23 protein-coding genes are annotated in these 24,089 nt (G+C 67.4%); 8 read left to right on the top strand and 15 right to left on the bottom strand.

Annotated features, from left to right (window positions below; all coding sequences use genetic code 11):
- Positions 1–257: 257 nt before the first annotated feature.
- A complete protein-coding gene (locus AC06FD_RS01465) occupies positions 258–3,218 on the top strand; it encodes a TonB-dependent receptor plug domain-containing protein (protein WP_478076814.1) in 2,961 nt (986 codons plus the stop codon).
- A 145-nt stretch (positions 3,219–3,363) separates the two neighbouring features.
- Here AC06FD_RS01465 and AC06FD_RS01460 read toward each other — a convergent pair whose 3' ends face one another.
- Positions 3,364–3,966, bottom strand: coding sequence for a TetR/AcrR family transcriptional regulator (locus AC06FD_RS01460; RefSeq protein WP_259206247.1), 603 nt, complete (start codon positions 3,964–3,966; stop codon positions 3,364–3,366).
- Between the two features lie 165 nt (positions 3,967–4,131).
- Here AC06FD_RS01460 and AC06FD_RS01455 point away from each other — a divergent pair, with 165 nt between their 5' ends.
- The 3 genes from AC06FD_RS01455 to AC06FD_RS01445 all read left to right on the top strand — a co-directional run bounded on the left by AC06FD_RS01455 (position 4,132) and on the right by AC06FD_RS01445 (position 8,062).
- Positions 4,132–5,052 (top strand): alpha/beta fold hydrolase, encoded by a 921-nt coding sequence (locus AC06FD_RS01455; RefSeq protein ID WP_259206248.1) that lies wholly within the window; start codon positions 4,132–4,134, stop codon positions 5,050–5,052.
- A complete protein-coding gene (locus tag AC06FD_RS01450; protein WP_259206249.1) occupies positions 5,049–7,529 on the top strand; it encodes an acyl-CoA dehydrogenase in 2,481 nt (826 codons plus the stop codon). Before AC06FD_RS01455 ends, AC06FD_RS01450 begins: the two co-directional genes overlap by 4 nt.
- A 62-nt stretch (positions 7,530–7,591) precedes the next feature.
- Complete coding sequence (locus tag AC06FD_RS01445) at positions 7,592–8,062, top strand: hotdog fold domain-containing protein (RefSeq protein ID WP_394161082.1); 471 nt, start codon at positions 7,592–7,594, stop codon at positions 8,060–8,062.
- A 42-nt stretch (positions 8,063–8,104) separates the two neighbouring features.
- On the opposite strand, the gene AC06FD_RS01440 is transcribed toward AC06FD_RS01445, so the two are convergent.
- Both AC06FD_RS01440 and AC06FD_RS01435 read right to left on the bottom strand, forming a co-directional pair.
- Complete coding sequence (locus AC06FD_RS01440; protein WP_394161084.1) at positions 8,105–8,461, bottom strand: DUF1304 domain-containing protein; 357 nt, start codon at positions 8,459–8,461, stop codon at positions 8,105–8,107.
- Between the two features lie 28 nt (positions 8,462–8,489).
- The gene (locus AC06FD_RS01435; protein WP_478076813.1) at positions 8,490–9,824 is read right to left on the bottom strand and encodes an NTP/NDP exchange transporter; all 1,335 of its coding nucleotides are present in this window, start codon (positions 9,822–9,824) and stop codon (positions 8,490–8,492) included.
- A 215-nt stretch (positions 9,825–10,039) separates the two neighbouring features.
- Here AC06FD_RS01435 and AC06FD_RS01430 point away from each other — a divergent pair, with 215 nt between their 5' ends.
- Positions 10,040–11,632: a GMC family oxidoreductase gene (locus AC06FD_RS01430; RefSeq protein WP_478076812.1), complete on the top strand. Its 1,593-nt coding sequence runs from the start codon at positions 10,040–10,042 to the stop codon at positions 11,630–11,632.
- A 154-nt stretch (positions 11,633–11,786) separates the two neighbouring features.
- A complete protein-coding gene (locus AC06FD_RS01425; RefSeq protein WP_478076811.1) occupies positions 11,787–13,160 on the top strand; it encodes a serine hydrolase domain-containing protein in 1,374 nt (457 codons plus the stop codon).
- Positions 13,161–13,610: 450 nt separating this feature from the next.
- Here the strand turns inward: AC06FD_RS01425 and AC06FD_RS01420 are convergent, their stop codons facing one another.
- From AC06FD_RS01420 to nudE, 11 genes are all read right to left on the bottom strand, one after another.
- Positions 13,611–14,162: a histone gene (locus AC06FD_RS01420; protein WP_128097885.1), complete on the bottom strand. Its 552-nt coding sequence runs from the start codon at positions 14,160–14,162 to the stop codon at positions 13,611–13,613.
- 383 nt (positions 14,163–14,545) lie between these two features.
- On the bottom strand, positions 14,546–14,905 hold the full coding sequence (locus AC06FD_RS01415) for a hypothetical protein (protein ID WP_478076810.1): 360 nt from the start codon (positions 14,903–14,905) through the stop codon (positions 14,546–14,548).
- Positions 14,906–15,121: 216 nt separating this feature from the next.
- Positions 15,122–15,517 (bottom strand): glycine cleavage system protein GcvH, encoded by a 396-nt coding sequence (gene gcvH, locus AC06FD_RS01410; protein ID WP_259206262.1) that lies wholly within the window; start codon positions 15,515–15,517, stop codon positions 15,122–15,124.
- Positions 15,518–15,606: 89 nt separating this feature from the next.
- Entirely contained in the window at positions 15,607–16,719 is a 1,113-nt protein-coding gene (gcvT, locus tag AC06FD_RS01405) for a glycine cleavage system aminomethyltransferase GcvT (protein WP_259206264.1), read from the bottom strand.
- A 75-nt stretch (positions 16,720–16,794) separates the two neighbouring features.
- Complete coding sequence (locus AC06FD_RS01400; protein ID WP_259206267.1) at positions 16,795–17,226, bottom strand: NfeD family protein; 432 nt, start codon at positions 17,224–17,226, stop codon at positions 16,795–16,797.
- 1 nt (position 17,227) lies between these two features.
- Positions 17,228–18,190, bottom strand: coding sequence for an SPFH domain-containing protein (locus tag AC06FD_RS01395; RefSeq protein ID WP_259206269.1), 963 nt, complete (start codon positions 18,188–18,190; stop codon positions 17,228–17,230).
- A gap of 50 nt (positions 18,191–18,240) precedes the next feature.
- Positions 18,241–18,543, bottom strand: a complete 303-nt coding sequence (locus AC06FD_RS01390) for an Mpo1-like protein (RefSeq protein WP_478076809.1) — start codon at positions 18,541–18,543, stop codon at positions 18,241–18,243.
- A gap of 109 nt (positions 18,544–18,652) precedes the next feature.
- Positions 18,653–18,976, bottom strand: a complete 324-nt coding sequence (locus AC06FD_RS01385) for a YnfA family protein (RefSeq protein WP_259206272.1) — start codon at positions 18,974–18,976, stop codon at positions 18,653–18,655.
- Positions 18,973–19,785: a nucleoside triphosphate pyrophosphohydrolase gene (gene mazG, locus AC06FD_RS01380; protein ID WP_478076808.1), complete on the bottom strand. Its 813-nt coding sequence runs from the start codon at positions 19,783–19,785 to the stop codon at positions 18,973–18,975. Before mazG ends, AC06FD_RS01385 begins: the two co-directional genes overlap by 4 nt.
- A gap of 20 nt (positions 19,786–19,805) precedes the next feature.
- The gene (gene cysQ, locus AC06FD_RS01375; RefSeq protein ID WP_259206274.1) at positions 19,806–20,609 is read right to left on the bottom strand and encodes a 3'(2'),5'-bisphosphate nucleotidase CysQ; all 804 of its coding nucleotides are present in this window, start codon (positions 20,607–20,609) and stop codon (positions 19,806–19,808) included.
- Complete coding sequence (gene nudE, locus AC06FD_RS01370) at positions 20,606–21,154, bottom strand: ADP compounds hydrolase NudE (protein WP_259206275.1); 549 nt, start codon at positions 21,152–21,154, stop codon at positions 20,606–20,608. The genes cysQ and nudE overlap by 4 nt, the downstream gene beginning before the upstream one ends.
- Positions 21,155–21,204: 50 nt before the next feature.
- On the opposite strand from nudE, the gene bioA reads away from it, so the two are divergent.
- Together bioA and AC06FD_RS01360 are read left to right on the top strand one after the other, a co-directional pair.
- A complete protein-coding gene (gene bioA, locus AC06FD_RS01365; protein WP_478076807.1) occupies positions 21,205–22,596 on the top strand; it encodes an adenosylmethionine--8-amino-7-oxononanoate transaminase in 1,392 nt (463 codons plus the stop codon).
- Entirely contained in the window at positions 22,587–23,321 is a 735-nt protein-coding gene (locus tag AC06FD_RS01360) for a 16S rRNA (uracil(1498)-N(3))-methyltransferase (protein ID WP_478076806.1), read from the top strand. The genes bioA and AC06FD_RS01360 overlap by 10 nt, the downstream gene beginning before the upstream one ends.
- A 288-nt stretch (positions 23,322–23,609) precedes the next feature.
- Here AC06FD_RS01360 and AC06FD_RS01355 read toward each other — a convergent pair whose 3' ends face one another.
- Positions 23,610–24,083, bottom strand: a complete 474-nt coding sequence (locus AC06FD_RS01355) for a chemotaxis protein CheW (protein WP_259206278.1) — start codon at positions 24,081–24,083, stop codon at positions 23,610–23,612.
- Positions 24,084–24,089 lie beyond the last annotated feature (6 nt).

Here is a 24,089-nt window from a genome sequence, read left to right as displayed (position 1 = left end):
CAAATCAATTGCAACTATTTTCTTCACCATTGCTTAACCAACGAGACGAAATTGGGCAATGTGTAGGGTGATGTGATTGATTTGGAAGGAGTTTGGAACAGGTGAAGTCGCTCACAGCCTGTATTAACGCGACTTTAATTCTTGGGAATCCGCAGTTACTATCGAGTCAGCCTCGTGGTTGTTGGCGCTGCCGTTTTGGTGCCGCTACAGGCAAACACCCCAGTGAATACCCAAGATTCCCTTGGAGAGAGAGAGCAATGAACTTTAAGTCCAACAAGCTGCGCGACGCGGTGATTGTCGCGCTGGTCGCGAGCGCCGCCGCCGGCGGCACCGCCCAGGCCCAGGAGGCCACCGGCGCAACCAACCTGGATCGCATCCAGGTCACCGGTTCGCGCATCCGTTCGGTCGACGTGGAAACCGCGCAGCCGATCTTCACCGTGTCCTCCGAGGACATCAAGAAGTCGGGCCTGGTCAGTGTCGGCGACATCCTGCAGAACCTGTCGGTGTCGGGCACCCAGAACTTCAGCAAGGCTGCGGTGCTGACCTCCAACCCGGAACAGGGCGGCCAGTACGTCAACCTGTACAACCTGAACGAGAACCGCACCCTGGTTCTCGTCAACGGCAAGCGCTGGACCTCCAGCCTGGCCGGCTACACCGATCTGTCCACCATTCCGAGCGCGCTGATCGAGCGCATCGAAGTGCTGAAGGACGGCGCCTCGGCGATCTACGGCTCCGATGCCGTCGCCGGCGTGGTCAACATCATCATGCGCTCGAACTTCGAAGGCGCTGAAGCCTCCGCGCTGATCGGCCAGAACGGTCGCGGCGATGGCCAGAAGCAGTCGTACTCGTTCACCGCCGGCACCACCGGCGAGCGTGCCTCGATCGTGTTCGGCGCCAGCTACACCAAGGAAGATCCGGTGTGGGCCAAGGACCGTGAGCTGACCCGCTACACCTACGGCCCGAACTTCCCGTACGCCGGCCTGAGCGCCACCGGTCCGTGGGGTCGCTTCTCCGATCCGCGCGCCGAAGGCACCCCGGGCGCCGGCAACTACCTCAACGACGATGGCGATATCGTCGGTGCCGCTGACGGCGTCTGGACGCCGAACATGCAGGTCATCAACCACACCGGCACCTTCGATGGCGTCGGCGTCGGCGCGGACTCGCGCAACATCGCCAACTACCACGCCGGCGTGACCCGCGACGACCGCTTCAACTCCACCCAGCAGATGATGCTGCAGCAGGAGTCGGAGACCAAGTCGATCTTCACCTCGGTGGGCTACGAGTTCAATCCGAATATCAGCTTCAAGTCGACCGTGATGTACTCCGAGCGCGACTCGACCCGCCAGGTCGCCGGCTACCCGCTGAGCGCCAACGCGCAGCCGACCTACCCGGTCTACATCAGCGCCGACAGCTACTACAACCCGGTGGGCATCGAAATCACCGACTGGTACCGCCGTACCATCGAGATTCCGCGCGTCTCGCAGAACAACGTGAAGTCCTACCACTTCGACGGCGCGTTTGAAGGTGCCTTCGACGTCGGCTCCCACGGCTGGAACTGGGACGTCGGCATGAACTACAACAAGTTCGATGTCACCCAGATCAGCACCGGCAACATCAACCTGCTGGCCCTCGAAAAGGCCCTGGGCCCGTCGTTCCTGAACAGCCAGGGCGTGGTCCAGTGCGGCAGCGCACTGAACCCGATCGCGCTGGGCACCAGCCTGTCGGCCGGCCAGTGCACCCCGTTCAACATCCTGGGCGGCCCGTCGGCCTCCACCGCCGATGCGCTGAAGTACGTCAACACCATCAGCCAGGCGACCCAGCAGAGCGTCAGCAAGCAGTACTTCGCCAACATCACCGGCGGCCTGTTCGACATGCCGGGCGGCGCGGGCGAATTCGCCTTCGCAGCGGGCGTGGAACACCGCACCGTGGAAGGCTATGACTACCCGGATCAGCTGTCCGCTGCCGGTTACACCACCGATCTTGCTGCCGGCGCCACCAGCGGCCGCTACAAGACCGATGAAGTCTACCTGGAGCTGATGATCCCGGTCCTGAAGGATCTGCCGTTCGCCAAGGAACTGTCGTTCGACGTGGCCAGCCGCTACTCCGACTACGACCGTTTCGGTGACACCACCAACAGCAAGTTCAGCCTGACCTGGAAGCCGGTCGAAGACCTGCTGGTCCGCGCCACCTACGGCAAGGGCTTCCGCGCCCCGACCCTGGACGACACCTTCGGTGGCGGTTCGCAGACCTTCGATTACTTCACCGATCCGTGCGACTCGCTGCTGGGTATCCGTACCGGTAACGCGACCGCGGCTGCCCGCTGCGCCGGCGAAGGCCTGCCGGCCAACTTCCGCCAGGAAGACAGCGCAGGCGCGCCGGTTGCCGCCCGCGAAAGCCAGAGCATCGCGCCGTTCCAGGCCGGTGTGGGTAACGCGGATCTGGAGCCGGAATACAGCAAGACCCGCACCGTCGGCCTGGTGTTCAGCCCGCGCTGGGTCCAGGGTCTGGACTTCTCGCTGGACTGGTACAAGATCACCATCGACAACGTGATCACCGCCGTGTCGGCGACCTACGTCCTGCAGCAGTGCTACAACGGCGTCGATTCGTTCTGTAACTACACCCGTGACGCTGCCAGTGGCCAGGTCGTTTCGCTGAGCCGCGGCAACACCAACCTGGGTTCGCTGGAAACCGAAGGCTACAACTTCGGCGCCAACTACCGCCTGCCGGAGTTCGCGGTCGGTCAGTTCTCGGTCCACCTGGACAGCAACTACCTGGTGGCCTACCGCCAGAAGAGCGATGCCACGGCCGACTGGGACAACTACGCCGGCTACTGGAACTTCCCGCGCGTGCGCGCCACCCTGGGCGTCAACTGGGCCAAGGGTGACCTGTCGGCACAGTGGAACATGCGCTACTACGGCGGTTACCGCGACTTCTGCTTCGATGGTTCGGCCGAGCAGTGCAACGACCCGACCTACCTGACCCCGAACGGTGGCTGGGGCGGCGGCGAAGGTGCCAACAAGAAGGGCTCGATCTCCTACCAGGACGTCTCGGTCAGCTGGGCCGCGCCGTGGAATGGCACGGTCACCGTCGGTGCGCGCAACATCTTCAACAAGCAGCCGCCGATGAGCTACTCGCAGACCAACAACAGCTCCGGTTCGATCGATCCGATGCTGGACTTCGACCGTTACTTCTTCATGCAGTACACCCAGCGCTTCTGATCGCCGCTGCACGCGATCTGATGTCCTGAAGCAACGGCCCCGAAAGGGGCCGTTGTCTTTTCCGGCCCACGTACATCGTGCGCAGCGGCCGGACACGAAAAAGGCCGCGTCTCCGCGGCCTTTTCGCTTGCAACCCGGCACTACTTCAGCCGATCGGGATCAGTGTCTCGATCACGTGTTCCACATACGCCTCGAAATCCTCGCGCGCCTGCTTGGGCTGCTGCAACTGCAGCGACAACTGCAGGAAGCCGACGTAGGCCGCATAGGCCAGGCGCGCGCGGTGCTGCGCATCGGTACGGCTCAGGCCGGCCTGGCGGAAGGAGGCCACCAGATACTCCAGGCGGCGGTGCGACACGCGGTCGATCACCGGGCGCACCATCGGGTGGTCCAGCGCCTTGAGCAGCTCGCTGTAGATGATGTGCGGCTGCACTTCGTGGGCCACCACCTGGAACAGCTGCCGCAGGCGCACGCGCGGGTCCGGCACGTCTTCGAGGCTGCCGAAGACCTGCTCCTGCTCGAACAGCTCCCAGCGCTCCAACGCGGCCTGCAGCAGCGCATCGCGGGACGGGAAATGCCAGTAGAAACTGCCCTTGGTCACCCCGAGGCGACGCGCCAGCGGCTCGACCGCCACCGCACCAACGCCTTGTTCTGCAATGAGGTCCAGGGCGGCCTGGGCCCAGTCTTCCGCGCTCAGGCGGCTGTTGCGGCCGGCACGTGGCTCGCCGGCGGAAGCGTCAGGTTCATTCATGCCGACGATTTAACCATACGCCGGGGTCCGTGTCCGCCAAAAGCGCGGCGCGGGACCATGCCCGGGCCCTCGCCAGCCCTGCCATGGCGGCGTTCGCGGACCACGGCCGCCATCACCATACCCCCAAGTATTGACATGCCACCGGCCAGGTCCATACTAGCGAGTATGGTCAATCCTTCCGCTACCCTGCCCCGTTTTGAAGATGAGCGACTGACCGGCGCGCATGACGCCGTGCTGGCCGCTACCCGCTCCTCGCCGGGGCGCCGTGGCACGGTGCTGTTCGCCCATGGCTTCGGCCAGACCCGGCATGCGTGGAATGCCACCGCCCACTCGCTGGCGGCGGCCGGTTACCAGACGCTTGCCTATGATGCGCGCGGCCACGGCGACTCGGACTGGAACCCGGCCGAACGTGCCTACCACGGCGAACAGTTCGCCGATGACCTGATCGTGCTGGCCGGCGAACAACCGCAGCCGCCGATCCTGGTCGCCGCCTCGATGGGCGGCCTGTTCGGGCTGCTGGCCGAATCGCGCTGGCCGGGCCTGTTCTCGGCGATGGTGCTGGTGGACATCACTCCGCGCTGGGATACCGCCGGGGTCGAACGCATCCTGATGTTCATGACCGCCCACCCGGACGGTTTCGCCTCCCTGTCGCAGGCCGCCGATGTGATCTCGGCCTACATGCCGCACCGCCCGCGCAAGTCCGACGATTCCCTGCGCGCGCTGCTGCGCGAGGACGGCCACGGCCGTTGGCGCTGGCACTGGGACCCGCGCCTGGTCGCCGAACTGGCACGCGACAGCGAACAGCACCAGGACGCGCTCGCCGAGGCGGCGCGCCAGGTGAAATGCCCGTTGCTGCTGGTCAGCGGCGGGCGCAGCACCCTGGTCACCCCGCAGACGGTGGCCGAATTCCTCGCGTTGGTGCCGCATGCGCGCCATGTGCAGTTGCCGGAGGCCACGCACATGGTCGCCGGTGACGACAACAACGCCTTTACCGCTACTGTGTTGGACTATCTGGACGTGTTGCCCTCGGCCTCCGCCGTGGCACAGTCCGCCACTACCGAGCACGTCACCGGAGCACGCTCATGAGCATTGTCGTTCCCTTCCTGGCCATCCTGCTGGCGGGCGCCTTCGTCGCCTACCATCGGATGCGGCTGATCACCTGGACGATCGTCAGCCTCGTGCTGCTGGCCGCCTGCTGGTTCATTCCGTACGTCAACCAGACCGCCACCCTCGTCGCCGCCGCCATCGTGGCGGTCATCGCCGTGCCGCTGCTGCTGCCCTTCATCCGCAAGCCGCTGCTGACCGCACCGATGATGAAGGTGTTCCGCAAGGTGCTGCCGCCGCTGTCGCAGACCGAGCGCATCGCGCTGGAAACCGGTTCGGTCGGTTTCGAAGGCCAGCTGTTCACCGGTGACCCGGACTGGAACATCCTGCTTAACTACCCCAAGCCGCAGCTCACCGCCGAGGAACAGGCCTTCCTGGATGGCCCGGTCGAAGAGCTGTGCAAGATGGTCAACGACTGGGAAATCACCCACGTCTACGCCGACCTGCCGCCGGAACTGTGGAGCTTCATCAAGAAGAACAAGTTCTTCGGCATGATCATCCCGAAGGAATACGGCGGCCTGGGCTTCAGCGCGCTGGCCCACCACAAGGTGATCCAGAAGCTGGCCTCGGTGTCGAGCGTGGTCAGCTCCACCGTTGGCGTGCCCAACTCGCTCGGCCCGGGTGAGCTGCTCAACCATTACGGCACCCAGGCGCAGAAGGACCAGTACCTGCCGCGCCTGGCCGATGGCCGCGAAGTGCCCTGCTTCGGCCTGACCGGTCCGTTCGCGGGCTCCGATGCCACCTCGATCCCCGATTACGGCATCGTCTGCAAGGGCGAGTGGAACGGCGAGCAGGTGCTCGGCGTCAAGCTCACCTTCGACAAGCGCTATATCACCCTGGCGCCGGTGGCCACGCTGATCGGCCTGGCGTTCCGCATGTACGATCCGGACGGCCTGATCGGCAGCACCCGCGATATCGGCATCACCCTGGCGCTGCTGCCGCGTGACACTGCCGGCGTGGAAATCGGCCGGCGCCACTTCCCGCTCAACTCGACCTTCCAGAACGGTCCGATCCGCGGCAAGGACGTGTTCATTCCGCTCACCCAGCTGATCGGCGGCGCCGAGAAGGCCGGCAAGGGCTGGAACATGCTCAACGAGTGCCTGGCCGTGGGCCGCTCGATCACCCTGCCCTCCACCGCCAGTGGTGGTGCCAAGGCGGGCGCGGTGATCACCGGCGCGTACGCACGCATCCGCAAGCAGTTCGGCCTGTCGGTCGGGCGCTTCGAGGGCGTGGAAGAAGCGCTGGCCCGGATCGGTGGCAAGGCGTATGCGATCAGCGCGCTGTGCCAGGCCACCGCCGCTGCTGTGGACCGCGGCGATGTGCCGTCGGTACCGTCGGCGATCGCCAAGTACCACTGCACCACCATGAGCCGCGAGGTGATCTCGGACATGATGGACGTGATCGGCGGCAAGGGCATCATCCTGGGGCCGCGCAACTTCGCCGGCCGCAGCTGGCAGGCCGCGCCGATCGCGATCACGGTGGAGGGTGCCAACATCATGACCCGCAGCCTGCTGATCTTCGGCCAGGGTGCGATCCTGTGCCATCCGTGGGTGCTGAAGGAAATGAAGGCCGCGCAGGATCCGGACACCAAGGCCGGCCTGCAGGACTTCGACCGCAGCCTGTTCGGCCACATCCGCTTCGGCATCTCCAACGCCGTGCGTTCGTTCTGGTTCGGCCTGACCGGCGCCCGCTTCGGCGCGGCCCCGGGCGATGCCTACACCCGCCGCTACTTCCGCAAGCTGGACCGTTACTCGGCCAACCTGGCGCTGATGGCCGACATCTCGATGATGACGCTCGGCGGCAAGCTGAAGTTCAAGGAATCGCTGTCCGGCCGCCTGGGCGATGTGCTGAGCCACATCTACATGACCAGCGCCATGCTCAAGCGTTACCACGACGAAGGCGCCCCCGTCGCCGACCAGCCGCTGCTGGCCTGGGCCTTCCATGACAGCGTGCACACGATCGAGACCTCGCTGTCGGCGGCCCTGCGCAACTTCCCGATCCGTCCGATCGGCTGGCTGATGTGGCTGCTGATCTTCCCGTTCGGCCGCCGCGCCGAAGCACCGGGCGATCGCCTGGGCCACCGCGTGGCCGCGCTGCTGATGGCGCCCAACGAAGCCCGCGACCGTCTGGCCAGTGGCGTGTTCCTGACCCCGTGCGAGAACAACCCGGGTGGCCGCATCAACAGCTACCTGTCCAAGGCGATCATGGCCGAGCCGGTCGAGCGCAAGTTCATCAAGGCGGTCAAGACCAAGGGCATCGAAGCCCTGGACTTCACCACCCAGCTGGACGAAGCCGTGGCCGAAGGCGTGATCACCCAGGACGAGCGCACGCTGCTGGAAGAGCTGCGCGCGCTGACCCTGGAAACGATCACGGTGGACGATTTCGATCCGCACGAGCTGCGTTCGGCCGGCTACTACGACCGCGAACGCAAGGACCAGCAGTCGCAGGAAGCGGCGTAATCCAAGCAGCCATGTAAGCAACCACGGCGGACTTCGGTCCGCCGTTTTTTTGAGAGACGTCCATGTCCGCTCCCCTGTTGAACCTCTACCAACGGCTGCAGCGCTGGCCTGCCGGCACCTGGCTGTTCTCGCGCGCGGTGTGCTTCAAGGCGCCCTACTTCGCCAGCATCGCCCCGCGCATCACCCTGCTCGAGAACGGTCGCTGCGAGGGCCGCATCGCGCATCGCCGCAAGGTCACCAACCATATCGGCACCGTGCACGCGATCGCGCTGTGCAACCTGGCCGAGCTCACCGCCGGGCTGATGGTGGATGCGTCGCTGCCCAGGGGCATGCGTTGGATCCCCAAGGGCATGGAGGTGACGTACCTGGCCAAGGCCACCGGAACCCAGCATGCCGTGGCCACGCCGGCCCAGCCCATCGTGGCCGCCGACGCCGGTTACGCGCTGCCGGTCCATGTGCAGGTGCGCGACGACGCCGGCACCCCGGTGTTCGACGCGCACATCCAGATGTGGGTGTCGCCGCTCAAGCGTTGATCGTTGCCACCGCGCCCCCCATCGAGGGGCCGGTGGCACCGGTCAGGCCGGCACCATCCACCACGCGGCCACGGCCAGCAGGGCCGGCACGGCCTGGATGAAGAAGATCCGCTTGTTCACGCTCCAGGCGCCGTAGCAGCCGGCCACGATCACGCAGCCGAGCATGAAGTTGACCAGCATCGGCAGGTGATCGAACACGCCCCAGAACAGGCCTGCGGCCAGGAAGCCGTTGTACAGGCCCTGGTTGGCCGCCAGCACGCGGGTGGTCTCGGCCTTCTCCGGCGTATTGCGGAAGGTCTTCAGGCCCAGCGGGCGCGTCCACAGGAACATTTCCAGGACCAGGAAGTACACGTGCAGCAAGGCGACCAGCAGGGTCAGGGAAAGTGCGGTCCAGTACATGGGCAGGCCTCGATGAGTTGAGCAGAGCTTACTCCGGCCGTTCGCCGGGCAGCTTCTTTTCTTCGCGCAGCAGGCCGAACGCGGCCGTGGTCATCGCAGTGGCCACCACCAGGCCGCCGACGAACACCGCGTGCGACCCGAACAGCGACAGCCCCTTGTGCACCCAGGCGAAGGTCAGGTCCGCGCCGCGGTACACCACGGTGTCGATCGCCGCGCCGGCCTTGTAGCGCCATTGGCGGTCCACACGGGTGAAGATCGTCTCGCGTGCGGGCTTGGCCAGCGAGAACTCGCTGGCGCGGGTCATGATCTGTACCAGCGCCACCAGCATCGGCAACGGCGAGGCGGCCAGCACCGAGAAGCCGACGATGATCGCAAAGCCGGGGATCAGCAGCGCCGGGGCGATGCCGTGGCGCGACAACAGCCAGCGGGTCAGGCCCAGCTGCAGCAGCAGGGTGAGCGCATTGACCGCCAGGTCCACCCGCGAGAAGAACGCCGTGCTGGCCGCGGGGTCGGTGTACAGGCGGCGCACGATCGAGGCCTGCTCGTTGTACAGCAGCGTGCCGATGCCCACCCCGAACAGTACCAGCACCGCCAGCCAGCGCAGCAGCGGTTCGCGCGCGATCAGCTTCAGGCCGTCCAGCACGCTGCCGCCCATCGGGGTTTCGCCCGAGGCCAGCTGCTGCTCCTGCTCGCGCGCCACGGCCCATAGCCGCAGTCGCCAGATGCACCCCAGGCAGGCGGTGAGGAAGCCGGCCGAGACCAGCATCAGGTTGGCGATGCCGATCCGCTGCACCAGCGCCGAGGTGATGATCGGCCCCAGGAAGGCGCCCACGGTGCCGGCGGCACCGATGTAGCCGTACACCGCACGTGCCTGCGTGTTGGAGAACACGTCGGCCATGAAGCTCCAGAACACCGCGACCGCGAACAGGTTGAACACCGCCGCCCAGAAGAAGAACGCCATGCCGCGCCCGGGCACGCCGCTGTCGAACAGCAGATAGAACCCGAGCAGGCAAACGATGAAGAAGACGTACACCGCCGGCAGGAACACCCGCCGCGGATAGCGGCTGACCACCGCGCCGTACAGCGGTTGCAGCACCAGCATGATCAGGAACACGCAAGTGAACAGGACCTGCAGCACGAAGTCCTGCAGGGCGATGCCGTGCGCGCTGAACCAGTCGATCAGCCACGGCGGGAACACCGCGCTCGGGTCGGCCGACGCGGCCATCGCCTCGCGCACCGGGCGCAGCACGTAGTAGCCGCTGAGCAGGCAGAAGAAGTACAGGCACGCCCAGATCAGGGGCGGGGATTGCCGCAGCGCCCCGCGCAGTCCCGACCGCACCGGTGCCGGTGCTGCAGCACTCATCGCACCCACTCCCGGTTCGGGCGGCGTGACAACGGCGGCATCGTGGCAACTCCCGGCAGCAGAGCGCGCAAGGTAAACGATGCACCGCAACATCGCCAGCCTTTGCCGGCTCATCCGCGCAACGCAGCGTGGCCGCAATCCGGTCCCCGCTGCCGGCCGCCCTGCCCTATGCTCGCAGGGCACCGTTGGGGAGCGGTCCGTCTTCGAGGGGAACCATGTACGACTACATCATCGTGGGCGCCGGGTCGGCCGGGTGCGTGCTGGCCAACCGGCTCAGCGCCGACCCGCACTGCCGGGTGCTGCTGCTCGAAGCCGGGCCGCGCGACCGCAATCCCTTCATCCACATGCCGGCCGGCCTGGCCCGCCTGGTCAACAACCGGCGCATCAACTGGAACCTGGACACCGAGCCCGAGCCCGCCCTGGACGGGCGCCGCCTGTGGTGGCCGCGCGGCAAGGTGCTCGGCGGCTCCAGTTCGATCAATGCGATGTGCTACGTGCGCGGGGTGGCCGCCGATTACGACGGCTGGGCCGCCGCCGGAGCCACCGGCTGGGACTGGGCGCAGGTGCTGCCGTGGTTCGTGCGCAGCGAAGCCAACAGCCGCGGCGCCAGCGCGCTGCACGGCGATGCGGGGCCGCTGTCGGTGTCCGACCTGCGCCACCACAACCCCCTGTCCGACGCGTTCCTGGCGGCCGCCACGGAGGCCGGGCACGCCCGCAACGACGACTTCAACGGCACGCGGCAGCTCGGCGTGGGCCTGTACCAGGTCACCCAGCGCGATGGCGCGCGCTGTTCCAGCGCGACCGCGTACCTGCGCCCCGCGCGCGCGCGCCGCAACCTGACCGTGCTGACCGGCGCGCGTGCCACCGTGCTCAGCTTCCGTGGTGACGCCGCGACCGGCGTGTACTACCGCCACGGTCGCCAGCACCGGCATGCCGCCGCCCGCAACGAAGTAATCCTCTGCGGCGGTGCGGTCCACTCGCCGCAGCTGTTGATGCTGTCCGGCGTCGGCGCGGCCAGGGCACTGCGCGGGCACGGCATCAGCCCGCGCGCGGACCTGCCCGGGGTGGGGGGCAACCTGCAGGACCACCTGGACATCTGCACCCTGGTCCACACCCATCCCGGGGTGAGCTACGACCGCAGCAACCAGTTGCGCATCGCCGTCGATTATTTCCTGCGCGGCCATCGCGGCGCCGGCACCAGCAACATCGCCGAAGCCGGCGGCTTCGCCCGCTCCGCGCTGGCCAGCGACGCACGCGCCGATGTGCAGTTCCACTTCGTGCCCGCCATGCTCGATGACCATGGCCGCCACCGCCTGCCCGGCGATGGCTACACCCTGCATGCCTGCGCGCTGCACCCGCGCAGCCGGGGTCGGATCCGCCTGCGCGACGCCGACCCGACCTCGCCGCCGCGGATCGAGGCCAACTACCTGGGCGATCCCGAGGGCGTGGACCTGGCGATGATGAAGGAATGCGTGCGCATGTCCGCGGCGATCCTGGGCCAGCCCGCCTTCGACCGTTGGCGTGGCGCACCGATCTTTCCGCCCGGCGACAACCTGGACGATGCGGCCCTGGTCGCCTTCATCCGCGCCAAGGCCGAGTCCATCTACCACCCGGTCGGCACCTGCGCGATGGGCACCCATGCCGAGGCCGTGGTCGACCCACAGCTGCGCGTGCACGGCCTGCGCCGGTTACGGGTGGTGGATGCCTCGGTAATGCCGAGCCTGGTCAGCGGCAACACCAATGCCCCCACGATCATGCTGGCCGAACGCGCCGCGGCGTGGATCATCGAGGCGGCCGCGAACGCCTGAACAGGGCTGCGCCGGCGGGCCCCGGCCGGACATGACCGGGTGATGCAAAAAGCGCGCCTTTTCAACCAGATACGCATTCATCTTCGCTTGGTTTGTGCAATCGGGAAAACCGGCGCTAGAATCCCCTACAGCAGTTGCGCACGGGCCCCAAACGATGAATCAGAACAGCAGGCGCCGACCGATCCGTTCGGCGGCAACCGGGTTGCTGGGCATGTTGATGCCCATCGCAATGTCTTCCACTGCCCAGACCCCCGCGTTCCCCGTCAACATCGAGAACGCCGCGGCGATCCCGCACACCCAACCGGCCGCGTATCGCGCCACGGCGGCCAACCCGCAGGTGCTGCCGCCGGCGCAGGGCTTCAACGTCGCCGCGATCGAATCGATGGCCCAGCAGCTCACCTACGGTGAGCGCGTGCCGGGCATGGCGGTGGCGATCGTCCAGGGCGGCCGCGTCCTCAGCGCGCGCGGTTACGGCGTGACCGACGTCAACAACCCGCAGATGGTCGATGCGCACACGGTGTTCCGCCTGGCGTCGCTGTCCAAGGCGTTCGCCGGCACCATGGCCGGCCTGCTGGTCAACGATGGCACGCTGCGCTGGGACAGCAAGGTCACCGACTACGTGCCAGGCTTCCAGCTGAGCACGCCGGAGGCAACCGAGCGCCTGACCGTGGCCGACCTGCTCAGCCACCGCGTTGGCCTGTCCTACAACGCCTACGACCGCGACGTGGAAGCCAACGCCGAGTACTACACCCTCACCCACAAGCTGGCCTCGACCTCGCTCAAGTGCCTGCCGGGCGATTGCTATGCGTACCAGAACGTGGCCTTCAGCCTGATCGGCGACGTCGTCTACGCCGCCTCCGGCAGCTTCTACGAGCAGTCGGTCGAGCGCCGCCTGTTCAAGCCGCTGGGCATGGACGATGCCAGCCTCGGCCTGGCCGGCATCCAGGCCAGTTCGCGCTGGGCCCGCCCGCACGTGCGCAGCCGCAATGGGTGGGTGTCGCTCAATCCCAAGCCCACCTACTACCGCCTCGCCCCCGCCGCCGGCGTCAACGCCAGTGCCAGCGACATGGCGCAATGGCTGTTGGCGCATACCGGCCACCGCCCCGACGTGCTGCCCGCCCCGCTGCTGGCCACGCTGCATTCGACCCTGATCAACACCCCGGGCGAAATGCGTTCGGGCTGGCGCCGCGAGCGCCTGCACTCGGCCGGCTATGCACTGGGCTGGCGCAACTTCGACTACGCCGGGCATGAGGTGGTCTTCCACGCCGGTGCCGTCCAGGGCTATCGCGGTCTGGTCGCGCTGGTGCCCGAGCGCGATCTCGGCATCGCCATCATGTGGAACGGCGAAAGCAGCCTGCCCAGCGGCCTGCTGCCGACCATCTTGGACCAGGCGATGGGCCTGCCGACCCAGCGCTGGCTGGACGTGGACACCGACTTCGGCAGCGACAGCCTGATGGCCGAAGACGGCGCACCGGCGACCAAGCGCAAGGGCGTGTCGTCCAACCGCGCGGTGGCCTCGCCGCGTTGATCGCGGGCCTGGCGTGAATCAAGGAGGCGGCCGCATGGCCGCCTTTTTTTTGGTCCAACCGATCCGCCCGACATGGGGCGTCTGCAGCGTCGGGGAGCGGCAGGCATTGCCGGGAGCCGGCTGACGGCCGGCACTGCCCGAAGCGCGGGGTAAGCACGGCAAGGGCAAGGGCAAAGGCAGCGGCAGCGGCAACGGCAACGGCGACGGCAACGGCGACGGCAACGGCGACGGCAACGGCAACGGCAACGGCAACGGCAACGGCAACGGCGACGGCAACGGCGACGGCAACGGCGACGGCAACGGCGACGGCGACGGCAACGCAACGGCAGCCGAGCGTGGCTCGGCTCTACCCTTCGCGTGCGCTACCGGGAGACTGTGCAGGCATAAAAAAACCCCCTCCCCGCTGGGCTGCCAGGGAAGGGGGTTTCAGGTACGGCTATCGGGAACGACTTAGATCAGCGGTGCCGGGGTTGCCGGCAGGGCGACCGGAGCGGCCTTCTTCTTGCGAACGGCCGGCTTGCGCTTTGCGACTTTCTTCACCGCCTTCTTGGCGGCCGCCTTCTTGGCCGGCGCCTTGCGTGCGGTGGCCTTCTTCGCGGTGGCCTTCTTGGCTACCTTGCGGACGGCTTTCTTGGCGGTCTTCTTGGCAGCCTTCTTGGCCGTAGCCTTCTTGGCAACCTTGCGGACGGCCTTCTTCGCGGTCTTCTTGGCGGCGGCCTTCTTGGCGACCTTGCGGACCGCCTTCTTCGCCGTCTTCTTTACTGCCTTCTTCGCGGTCTTCTTGGCGGCGGCCTTCTTGGCGACCTTGCGGACTGCCTTCTTTGCCGTCTTCTTCACTGCCTTGCGGGCGGTCGCCTTCTTGGCTGCCTTCTTCACCGTCTTCTTGGCAGCCGCCTTCTTGGCTACCTTCTTGACGGCCTTCTTGGCAGCGGCTTTCTTGGCTACCTTCTTGACGGCCTTTTTGGCGGCCGGCTTTTTCTTCGCAGCTTTCTTGGTTGCCATGGGATGGCTCCTCGTCAGTGATCTATGGAGTTGAAACGCCCAGGTAAAGCAAACCCGCAGTGGGACATCGCGGGGACCGCCGTCGCGTCAAGCGCGTCGTGACGGATACGGGGATACCCACCGCAGGTGGCCGGGCAGGTATCGAATGGGAAGGGGCCTTGGAGTTCGCCGGGGGAAGCGACGCCATCTCCACCGTCTTCTGACGCGAGGTGGATGTCCAGGTTGTGCTTCGCGACTGGATGTCGATTCTGCTCACTCTGTTCGCAGCAAGGTCTGCTGTGGCGAAACCTAATCACGGTTTTTTTCACTGTCAACAACCCAGGCGAAAAATTTTCACATGGAGCGTCTCCGCGACGGCGTCCCCAACCCCGCTGCAAACGCCGTCAGCGGCGCGCCGCGACACCACGCACGCACCGCACCGGCACGCAGTGCGCAGCCCGCGCGAAAAGAAAACCGCTTAAAAGAAGCACTTTCGTATTTTCGGCACGCACGCGGCGCATGCGCGCCATCGCCCCCGCACGCGCGTTGACCAACGCCCGAATGCCTACCCACACGGCACCCAAACGGACCCGAAAACTTTTCACATCTTCGATCGCTTTTTGACACCCGATTTGCGCAAATGCGCAAACTTTCTGACCGTCGCGACCGTTCGGTTCGCCCCTGCCGAAGACGCCGCGCGCACCGCGCGCGACCATCGCGCTGGCGTCCGATGCGCGCGCGGCGACACCCGACGGCATGCTCATGACCACCGCGGACGCCGACCGAACGGTTGCGCATGAGCACGCCGACCGATCGCCAGCGGCGCGCATCGCGGTGGTTTTTCATCACGTACGCATAACAGCAGAAACGTGCACGCCCGATCCAGGCGCGGAAGCACCGCCCGTTGTCGACCGCCGCGGCCGGCGCGCGGGCAAAAAAAACGGCCGCACCAGGCGGCCGTTGCTTCGAGCAGGCGACGATCAGTGCTCGTCGTCTTCCAGCAGTTCGGCGTACTCGTCCGGGCCCAGCAGGTCGTTCAACTCGTCGTTCGCGGAGAACTCGACCACGTAGATCCAGCCTTCGCCGTACGCGTCTTCGTTGATGGTTTCCGGCTTGTCCGACAGCGCCGAATTGACCTCGACCACGGTGCCGGTGACCGGGCTGTACACGTCCGAGGCGGCCTTGACCGACTCGACCACGGCGGCCTGCTGGCCGGCCTTCACTTCGTCGCCCACCGCCGGCAGTTCGACGTACACCAGGTCGCCAAGCAGGCCCTGGGCGTGGTCGGAAATACCGACGGTGACGCGGCCATTGCCTTCGACACGTGCCCACTCATGGGACTTGAGGAATTTGAGGTCGCCGGGGATCTCGCTCATGGGACTGCTCCGAGGAATATCAGGGGTCAAGAAACGGGGGTAGTGTAACCAGCGGCGCCGACCACTGACAGGCCGGCGCCATGAAAAAATCAGGCCTCGACGAGCACGCCCGGCTGGGCCTGGCCGTCGCGCACGAACGGGAACTTCACCACGCGCACGGGTACCTGCTTGCCGCGGATGTCCACGTGCACCTGGCCCAGTTCACCGGCCGGCACGCGCGCGAAGGCGATGCCCTTGCCCAGCGTGGGGGAGAACGTGCCGGACAGGATCTCGCCCTGGCCGCTGGCGGTGAGTACCGCCTGGCCGTGGCGCAGCACGCCCTTCTCGTCCATCACCAGGCCGATCATCTGGCGTGCGTCGCCGGCCGCCTTCTGCGCCTCCAGCACGTCGCGGCCGATGAAGGGGCGGTCTTCGTCCAGCGCCACCGTCCAGGCCAGCGCCGCCTCGTACGGGGTGATCGCTTCGTCCATGTCCTGGCCATACAGGTTCATGCCGGCTTCCAGGCGCAGTGTGTCGCGCGCGCCCAGGCCCGCCGGGCGCACGCCGGCGGCGGCCAGCGCCGTCCAGAACGCGACCACGTCGGCCTGCGGCAGCAGGATCTCGAAACCGTCTTCGCCGGTGTAGCCGGTGCGCGCCACGAACAGCGGGGTGCCGCTGGCGGCGGTCGCCTCGAGCGCGGCGAAACGGCCGAGCTTTTCCAGCGCGGCGCGGTCGCCCTCGCCCACCAGGCCGATCACCTTGGCGCGCGCGGTCGGGCCCTGCACCGCGATGATGGCCAGGTCCTCGCGCTCGGTGACCTGCACGTCGAAGGCGGCGGCCTGCTCACGGATCCAGGCCAGGTCCTTCTCGCGGGTGGAGGCGTTGACCACCATGCGGAAGAAATCGTCGGCCAGGTAGTACACGATCAGGTCGTCGATGACCCCGCCGCGCGGATTGAGCATGCACGAGTACAGTGCCTTGCCGGTGGCCTTGAGCTTGTCCACCGAGTTGGCCAGCAGCGTGCGCAGGAACGGCTTGACCTGCGCGCCGCGCAGGTCGACCACGGTCATGTGGCTGACGTCGAACATGCCCGCATCGCTGCGCACCAGGTGGTGCTCGTCCAGCTGCGAACCGTAATGGATGGGCATGTCCCAGCCACCGAAATCGACCATCTTGGCGCCGAGCGCGCGGTGGGTGTCGTTGAGAAGCGTCTTCTGGGTCATGACCGTTTTTCCGGGGGAATGAAGGCAAGACAGCCATTATCCCAGAACCGTCTTCACAACGCCTGCGGCGTTGCGTCAGACCTGCTGCACCTTCAACGCCATGCCCTGCACCGCCACCACGCGCACCGCGCTGCCGGCCGGCAGGTCCGGCCCCTCCACCTGCCAGAACGCATCATCGACCTTGGCCCGGCCCTTGCCGGCGACGATGGCCTGGTCCAGTTCCACCACGCGACCGATCAGCTGTTCGGCACGCCGGTTCAGCAACGGCGCATCGCTCTGCCGGTCGCGCCCGCGTCCCCAGCGCCGATAGCACTGGATGGACACCACGCTGAGCAGCACGAAGGCAACCACCTGCCACAGCAACGGAACATCGGCGACCACCGCAACCAGGACGAACACCGCCGCCGCACCGATCCCGATCCACAACATGAAGGCGCCCGGGGCCAGCGCCTCGGCGGCGAACAGGACCAGCGCCAGTGCGCCCCAGCCGACGACTTCCCAGCGCATCTCAGCCTCCTACCCGCGGCGGAACGGCGCGCGGGGTGCGCTTGTCTTCCTGCTTGGCAAACGCCTCGCGTGCCAGCTCGGCGACGCCGGCGATGGAGCCGATCACCCCGCTGGCCTCCATCGGCATCAGCACCAGCTTCTGGTTCGGCGAGGTCGCCAGTTCCTTGAACGCCTCCACGTACTTCTGCGCGATGAAGTAATTGATCGCCTGCACGTCGCCCTGGGCGATGGCTTCGGACACCATCCGGGTTGCGTTGGCTTCGGCTTCGGCCGAGCGCTCGCGCGCCTCGGCATCGCGGAAGGCAGCCTCCTTGCGGCCCTCGGCTTCGAGCACGGTGGCCTGCTTCTCGCCTTCGGCGCGCAGGATCTCCGATTGCCGCGAGCCCTCCGCCTCCAGGATCTGCGCGCGCTTCTCGCGCTCGGCCTTCATCTGCCGCGCCATGGCATCGAGCAGGTCGCGTGGCGGCTGGATGTCGCGGATTTCGATCCGGTTGACCTTCACGCCCCACGGGTTGGTGGCGTGGTCGACCACGTTCAACAGCTTGGCGTTGATCACCTCGCGCTGGCTGAGCGATTCATCCAGGTCCATCGAACCGATCACGGTGCGGATGTTGGTCTGCACCAGGGCGATCATCGCCACCTCCAGCACGGACACCTCGTAGGCGGCCTTGGCCGCGTCCAGCACCTGGAAGAACACCACCCCGTCCACGCGCACCGCGGCGTTGTCCTTGGTGATCACCTCCTGGCCGGGCACGTCCAGCACCTGTTCCATCATGTTCACCTTGCGCCCCACCCCGTACACGATGGGGATCAGGAAATGCAGGCCGGGCGACATCGTGTGGGTGTAGCGCCCGAAGCGCTCCACCGTCCACTCATACCCCTGCGGCACCATGCGCACCGCCTTGAACAGGATGACCACGGCCACGAAGGCCAGTACCAGCGAAAACAGCACGGTTGGAAACATCGAATCACTCCCTTGATGCCGGGCCGCGCCCGGGTGTGGCGTTGCTGCCGTTACAGCCGGATCCGGCCACGGAGGATGTCCCAGAACATCATCCAGTCGCCGGCGAAAGAATAGAACGGGTGCCTGAAGGTGGCCGGCCGGTTCTTCTGGAAAAAGACGTGGCCGACCCAGGCAAAGCCATAGCCGCAGACCAGTGCCGCCAGCAGCCAACGAGGTTGTCCGCGCACGAGCGCGAAGGCGACCAGCAGCAGGACCCCGCAGCTGCCGACAAAGTGCAGCCGTCGCGAGACGGCATTGCGGTGCTCGTCCAGATAGAAGGGGTAGAACTGGCGAAAGGTGGCGAAGCGGGACATGGCGCGCCCTGCGGAACCGGATGCACCCAGCATAGCGCGGGACACCCGGCAGTGCCGGCCGGTTGCCGGCTCCGCAGGCCGCCCCGGGCGCTGGGCGACGCTGCCCTGCTCAGGCGGGGCGCGGAGCGAACATGATCACCATCATCCCGGCCAGGCACAGGCCGACGCCGAGCAGGTCCCAGCGGCTGGGGCGGATCCCGTCCACCAACCACAGCCACATCAATGCGGTGCCGATATAGACCCCGCCATAGGCGGCGTACACGCGGCCGCTGGCCGCCGGATGCAGGGTCAGCAACCAGGCGAACAACGCCAGGCTGGCGGCCGCCGGCAGCAGCAGCCACGCGCTGCCGTCCCTGCGCAGCCACAGCCACGGCAGGTAGCAGCCGACGATTTCAGCCACGGCGGTGAGGATGAACAGGAGCAGCGTATTCACGGCTTGGCTTCGTCGGCCTTGGCCTTTTGCCAGAGCCGTTCCTGCGCGTCCAGGTCCAGTGCGGCCATCGACTGCCCTGCGGCATCGGCCTGCGCTTCCATCGCGCGGAACCGACGCTCGAATTTGTGGTTGGCCTGGCGCAGCGCGGCGCCGACGTCGACCTTGGCATGGCGGGCCAGGTTGGCGCAGACGAACAACAGGTCGCCCAGCTCTTCCTGCAGCCGTGCGTGGTTGTCCGCCACCGGCCCGCGCGCGAATTCCGCTGCCACTTCGTCCAGCTCCTCGCGCACCTTGTCCATCACCGGCGCCGGGCCCGGCCAGTCGAAGCCGACCCGCGCCGCACGCGCCTGCAGCTTCACCGCACGCTGCCACTCGGGCAGCCCGCGCGCGATGCCGGCCAGCGCGGAGGTATCGGTGTGCCCCTTGGCCGCGCGTTCGGCGCGCTTGATCGCGTCCCAGTTGGCGTTGACCGCTTCGGCACCGTCGACCGTTGCCTCGGCGAACACGTGCGGGTGCCGCCGCTGCATCTTGTCGCTGATCGAGCGGGCCACGTCGGCGAAGGCAAACGCCTGCCGCTCGCTGGCCATCTGCGCATGGAACACCACCTGCAGCAGCAGGTCGCCCAGTTCGTCCTGCAGGTCATCCAGGTCGCCGCGGTCGATCGCGTCGGCGACCTCGTAGGCCTCTTCGATGGTGTACGGGGCGATGCTGGCGAAGTCCTGCTGCAGGTCCCAGGGGCAGCCCTGCTGCGGGTCGCGCAGCCGCGCCATGATGGCCAGCAGGCGTTCCAGTTCGGCAGTCGCGGACATCGGGGGCTCCTGGGCAGGCATCAGTCGGGCAACCAGTCGCGCCAGGGCAGGCGGGTGTCGCCGAGGGCGATGAAATCGCCGTTCAACAGCGTCTGCCGGCGGTTGTAGCGGAACGGCTTGCCGGTGGCTGCCGACAACACCGCGCCGCCGGCCGCGTGCAGCACGCACTGGCCGGCCGCGGTGTCCCATTCGGAGGTGGGACCGAGCCGGGGATACACGTCCAGGGTGCCATCGGCGATCCGGCAGAACTTCAGCGACGAGCCCTGCGCGACCAGCTCGATCTCGCCCATGCGGTCGAGCATCGCCTGGGTCTGCACGCTGCGGTGCGAGCGGCTGGCCGCGACCTTCAGCGGCGCGGTGGCCGGGGTGCGGGTGCGCAGCACCGAATCGTGCATGCCCTGGCGGCGGTAGGCCAGCTCGCCACGCATGGCGTGCCAGGCGATGCCGCTGACCGGCGCCAGGACCACGCCGAAGGCCGGCGCGCCCTGGTAGATCAGCGCGATGTTGACGCTGAATTCGTCGTTGCGCTTGACGAATTCGCGGGTGCCATCGAGCGGATCCACCAGCCAGTAGGCGCCCCAGTGCTGGCGAACGTCCCACGGCACCTGTGCCGATTCCTCGGACAGGATCGGCAGGTCCGGGGTGAGCTGCTGCAGGCCGCGCTCGATCACCCGATTGGCGGCCAGGTCGGCGGCGGTCAGCGGGCTGTGGTCGGCCTTGATGTCCACCTCGAACGGCGTGGCGTAGACCGCCATGATCGCAGCGGCCGCATCCTGGGCGATGGCGATGACGGTTTCACGCAGGTCGGTGGTGAGCTTGATCATTCCCTGCCGCCCAGCCACTGCCGGGCGATGAACAGCGCCGCCAGTGAACGCCCTTCGGAGAAGTCCTCGCGCAGCATCAGCTGGTCCAGCTCGGCCAGCTTCCACGGCACTACGTCCAGTTCCTCCGGTTCGTCGCCGGGCAGGCGCTCGGGGTAGAGGTCGCGCGCCACGACCAGCCATGACTGGTGGCTCATGTAGGTCGGGGCCAGGGTCATCGCGCGCAGCACGTCCAGGCGGCGGGCGCCGTAGCCGGCCTCTTCCTTCAGTTCGCGGTTGGCGGCCTGCACGGGGGTTTCGCCGGCATCGATGCGGCCCTTGACCAGGCCCAGTTCGTAGCGGTGCACGCCGGCGGCGTACTCGCGCACCAGCAGCACGGTGTCCTCGTCCAGCATCGGCACCACCACCACCGCGCCATGGCCATGGCTGACCAGGCGCTCGAAGCGGCGGCGTTCGCCGTTGGAGAATTCCAGGTCCAGATGCTGGCGCTGGAACGGCCCGCTCTGCTCGTCCGTGACCTTGTGGATGATGGGCAGGCGACGGCTCATGCGAGCATCTCTAGAATGGGGACTGGTGAAAACGTCTTCATGAGCCCGAAATGCTAGCAGACCCAGCCCCCCTGACGCTGGCCGACCAGTGGCGCGATCGCGACCTGGCCGTGCTGTGGCACCCGTGCACGCAGATGCGGGAGCATCCCCAGACCCTGCCACTGGTCCCGATTGCGCGGGGTGAAGGCCCGTGGCTGTTCGATCATGACGGCAAACGCTACCTGGATGCAGTGAGCAGCTGGTGGACCAACCTGTTCGGCCATGCGCAGCCGCGGATCGGCGCCGCCATCGCCCGGCAGGCCACCCAGCTGGAGCAGGTGATGCTGGCCGGGTTCAGCCATGAACCGGCGGTGCTGCTGGCCGAACGCCTGCTGGCGATCGCCCCGCGCCAGGCCGGGCGCGACCCGCTGGCCAAGGTGTTCTACGCCGACAATGGCTCGGCCGGGGTCGAAGTGGCCCTGAAAATGGCCTTCCACTACTTCCGCAACCGCGGCGAAGCCCACCGTACCCGCTTCGTGGCGCTGGAGAATGGCTACCACGGCGAGACCCTGGGCGCGCTGTCGGTGGGCGACATCCCCCTGTATCGCCGCGTATATGCGCCGCTGTTGACCGAGGCCTTGTTCGCGCCCTCGCCGGACGCCTACCTGGCCGAACCCGGGCAGAGCGCGGCGCAGCGTGCCCACCAGGCCGCGGACGCCTTGGCCACGCTGTTCGACCAGCACCCCGGGGAGATCTGCGCGGTGATCCTGGAACCGCGCCTGCAGTGCGCCGGCGGCATGCGCATGCACGACCCGGTCTACCTGCAGCGCGCCCGCGAACTGTGCGACGCCAACGGCGCCTTCCTGATCGCCGACGAGATCGCCACCGGCTTCGGCCGCACCGGCACGATGTTCGCCTGCGAGCAGGCCGGCGTGATGCCCGACCTGCTGTGCCTGTCCAAGGGCCTGACCGGCGGCTTCCTGCCGCTGTCGGCGGTGCTGGCCACCCAGGCGTTGTACGACGCGTTCCTGGATGACTCGCGCGAGCGCGCCTTCCTGCATTCGCACAGCTACACCGGCAACCCGCTGGCCTGCGCGGCCGCGCTGGCGACGCTGGACATCTTCGCCGGCGACGACGTGATCGCGCGCAACCGCAGCACCGCCGAGGTGATGCGCACGCTGGCGGCGCCGTTCAACGACCATCCGCACGTGGCCGACGTACGCCAGGCCGGCATGGTGGTGGCCTTCGAACTGACCCGCAACGGCGACAAGCGCACCCCCTTCCCCGCCGCCGCGCGGGTGGGGCTGCACGCCTATACGGCCGCGCTCAAGCGTGGGGTGGTACTGCGGCCGCTGGGCAACGTGCTGTACTGGATGCCGCCGTACTGCGTGGAAGACGACCACCTGGACCTGCTGGCCCAGACCACCCTGGCCGCCATCGAGGAGGCCGTTGCATGCGCGTGACCCGGTGCCATGTCGACCACCCGCTGGCCGTCGGCCAGACCCTGCCGGTGCCCGAGGAAGCGGCCAACCACCTGGTGCGGGTGCTGCGTCTGCGCGAGGGCGACGGCTGCGTGCTGTTCAACGGCGATGGGCACGATTACCACGCCACCCTGGTGGTGGTGGGCAAGCGCGACGCGCAGGTCCGGATCGAGGCGGCGAGCGCGCTGGACAACGAATCGTCGCTGCACATCACGCTGCTGCAGGGCATCGCGCGCGGCGAGAAAATGGACCTGATCCTGCAGAAGGCCACCGAACTGGGCGTGGCCGCGATCGTGCCGGTCAACGCCGAACGCACCGAAGTGAAGCTCGATGCGGCGCGCGCCGAAAAGCGGCTGGCGCACTGGACCAGCGTGGTGGTGTCGGCGTGTGGTCAATCCGGGCGCGCGCGGGTGCCCAAGGTGGCGGCGCCGCAATCGCTGCTGGACGCCGCACGGCAGGTGCCGGCGGCCGCCCTCAAACTGACCCTGGACCCGCTCGGCGAGCATCGCCTGTCCACCCTGCCGCCGGCACCGGGTGGCGTGGTGATCGCCATCGGTCCGGAAGGTGGCTGGTCGCCACGCGACCGCCAGGCATTGGCCGAGGCCGGTTTCCAGGGCCTGCAGCTGGGGCCGCGCATCCTGCGTACCGAAACCGCCGGGTTGGCCGCGATCGCCGCCGTGCAGGCGCGACTGGGCGACCTGGGGTAAGCAACAACGCCACCGGCAGCCACGCATGGCGTGGCGCTACTGGAGGGCCGAATCGTGTGCGTTCGGTGGGTATGGATCGTTGGTCGATACGGGCGCCGCGCCACATGCGGTGCCGACTTGCAGCAGAAGGCACGGGCGCCGAAGTGCGCCAGCACACCGATAAGCATCGGGTGGAACAACCCCTTGAGTCAGGGGGCGCGCCGTCAGGCGCCGGAATCTGGAGGCATGTGACGGGGGGCCCACGATCTGCAACGCAGATCGTGGGGGAACCTTCGCGAATGCGAAGACTCACCCCGCGACCGGGTACGCCTCGTCCAACGCCGCTTCCAGTGCATCCAGGTCGGGCAGCAGCGCGCTCTGTTCGCCGAGCAGTACGCGCATGTGCACGCCCTGCGGCAGGGTTTCTTCCGAGGCGTCGGCCAGCAGGCCGTCGCGCGGCACCGAGATCAGCTGCGGGAAGGTCTGGGTGAGCAGCGCGAAGTACGGGCGCTTGGCATTGCCCCCCAGCGCCTTGAGCACCACTACCTTGTTGTTGCTGGTGACCGGCTCGTCGCCAAGCCCGGACAGCCGCGCGAAGGACAGCAGCGGCACGTCCCAACCGTGCCAGGCGATCTGCCCGACCAGCCAGCCCGGCGCGTCGGGAACGGTCTGCACGGCGACCTTGGACATCATTTCAGCCACGGTGGCATTGGGCAGCAGCACGCGCTCGTGCCCGGCCTGGATCAATACTCCGCGGATTTCGTCGTTGCTGGCGTAGCTCATGGCGTG

The sequence above is a fragment of the Stenotrophomonas sp. Steno-Z1 genome, from assembly GCF_056393175.1.
The sequence above is the reverse complement of the archived record's forward strand: the minus strand, read 5'-3'. Positions and strand labels throughout refer to the sequence as shown.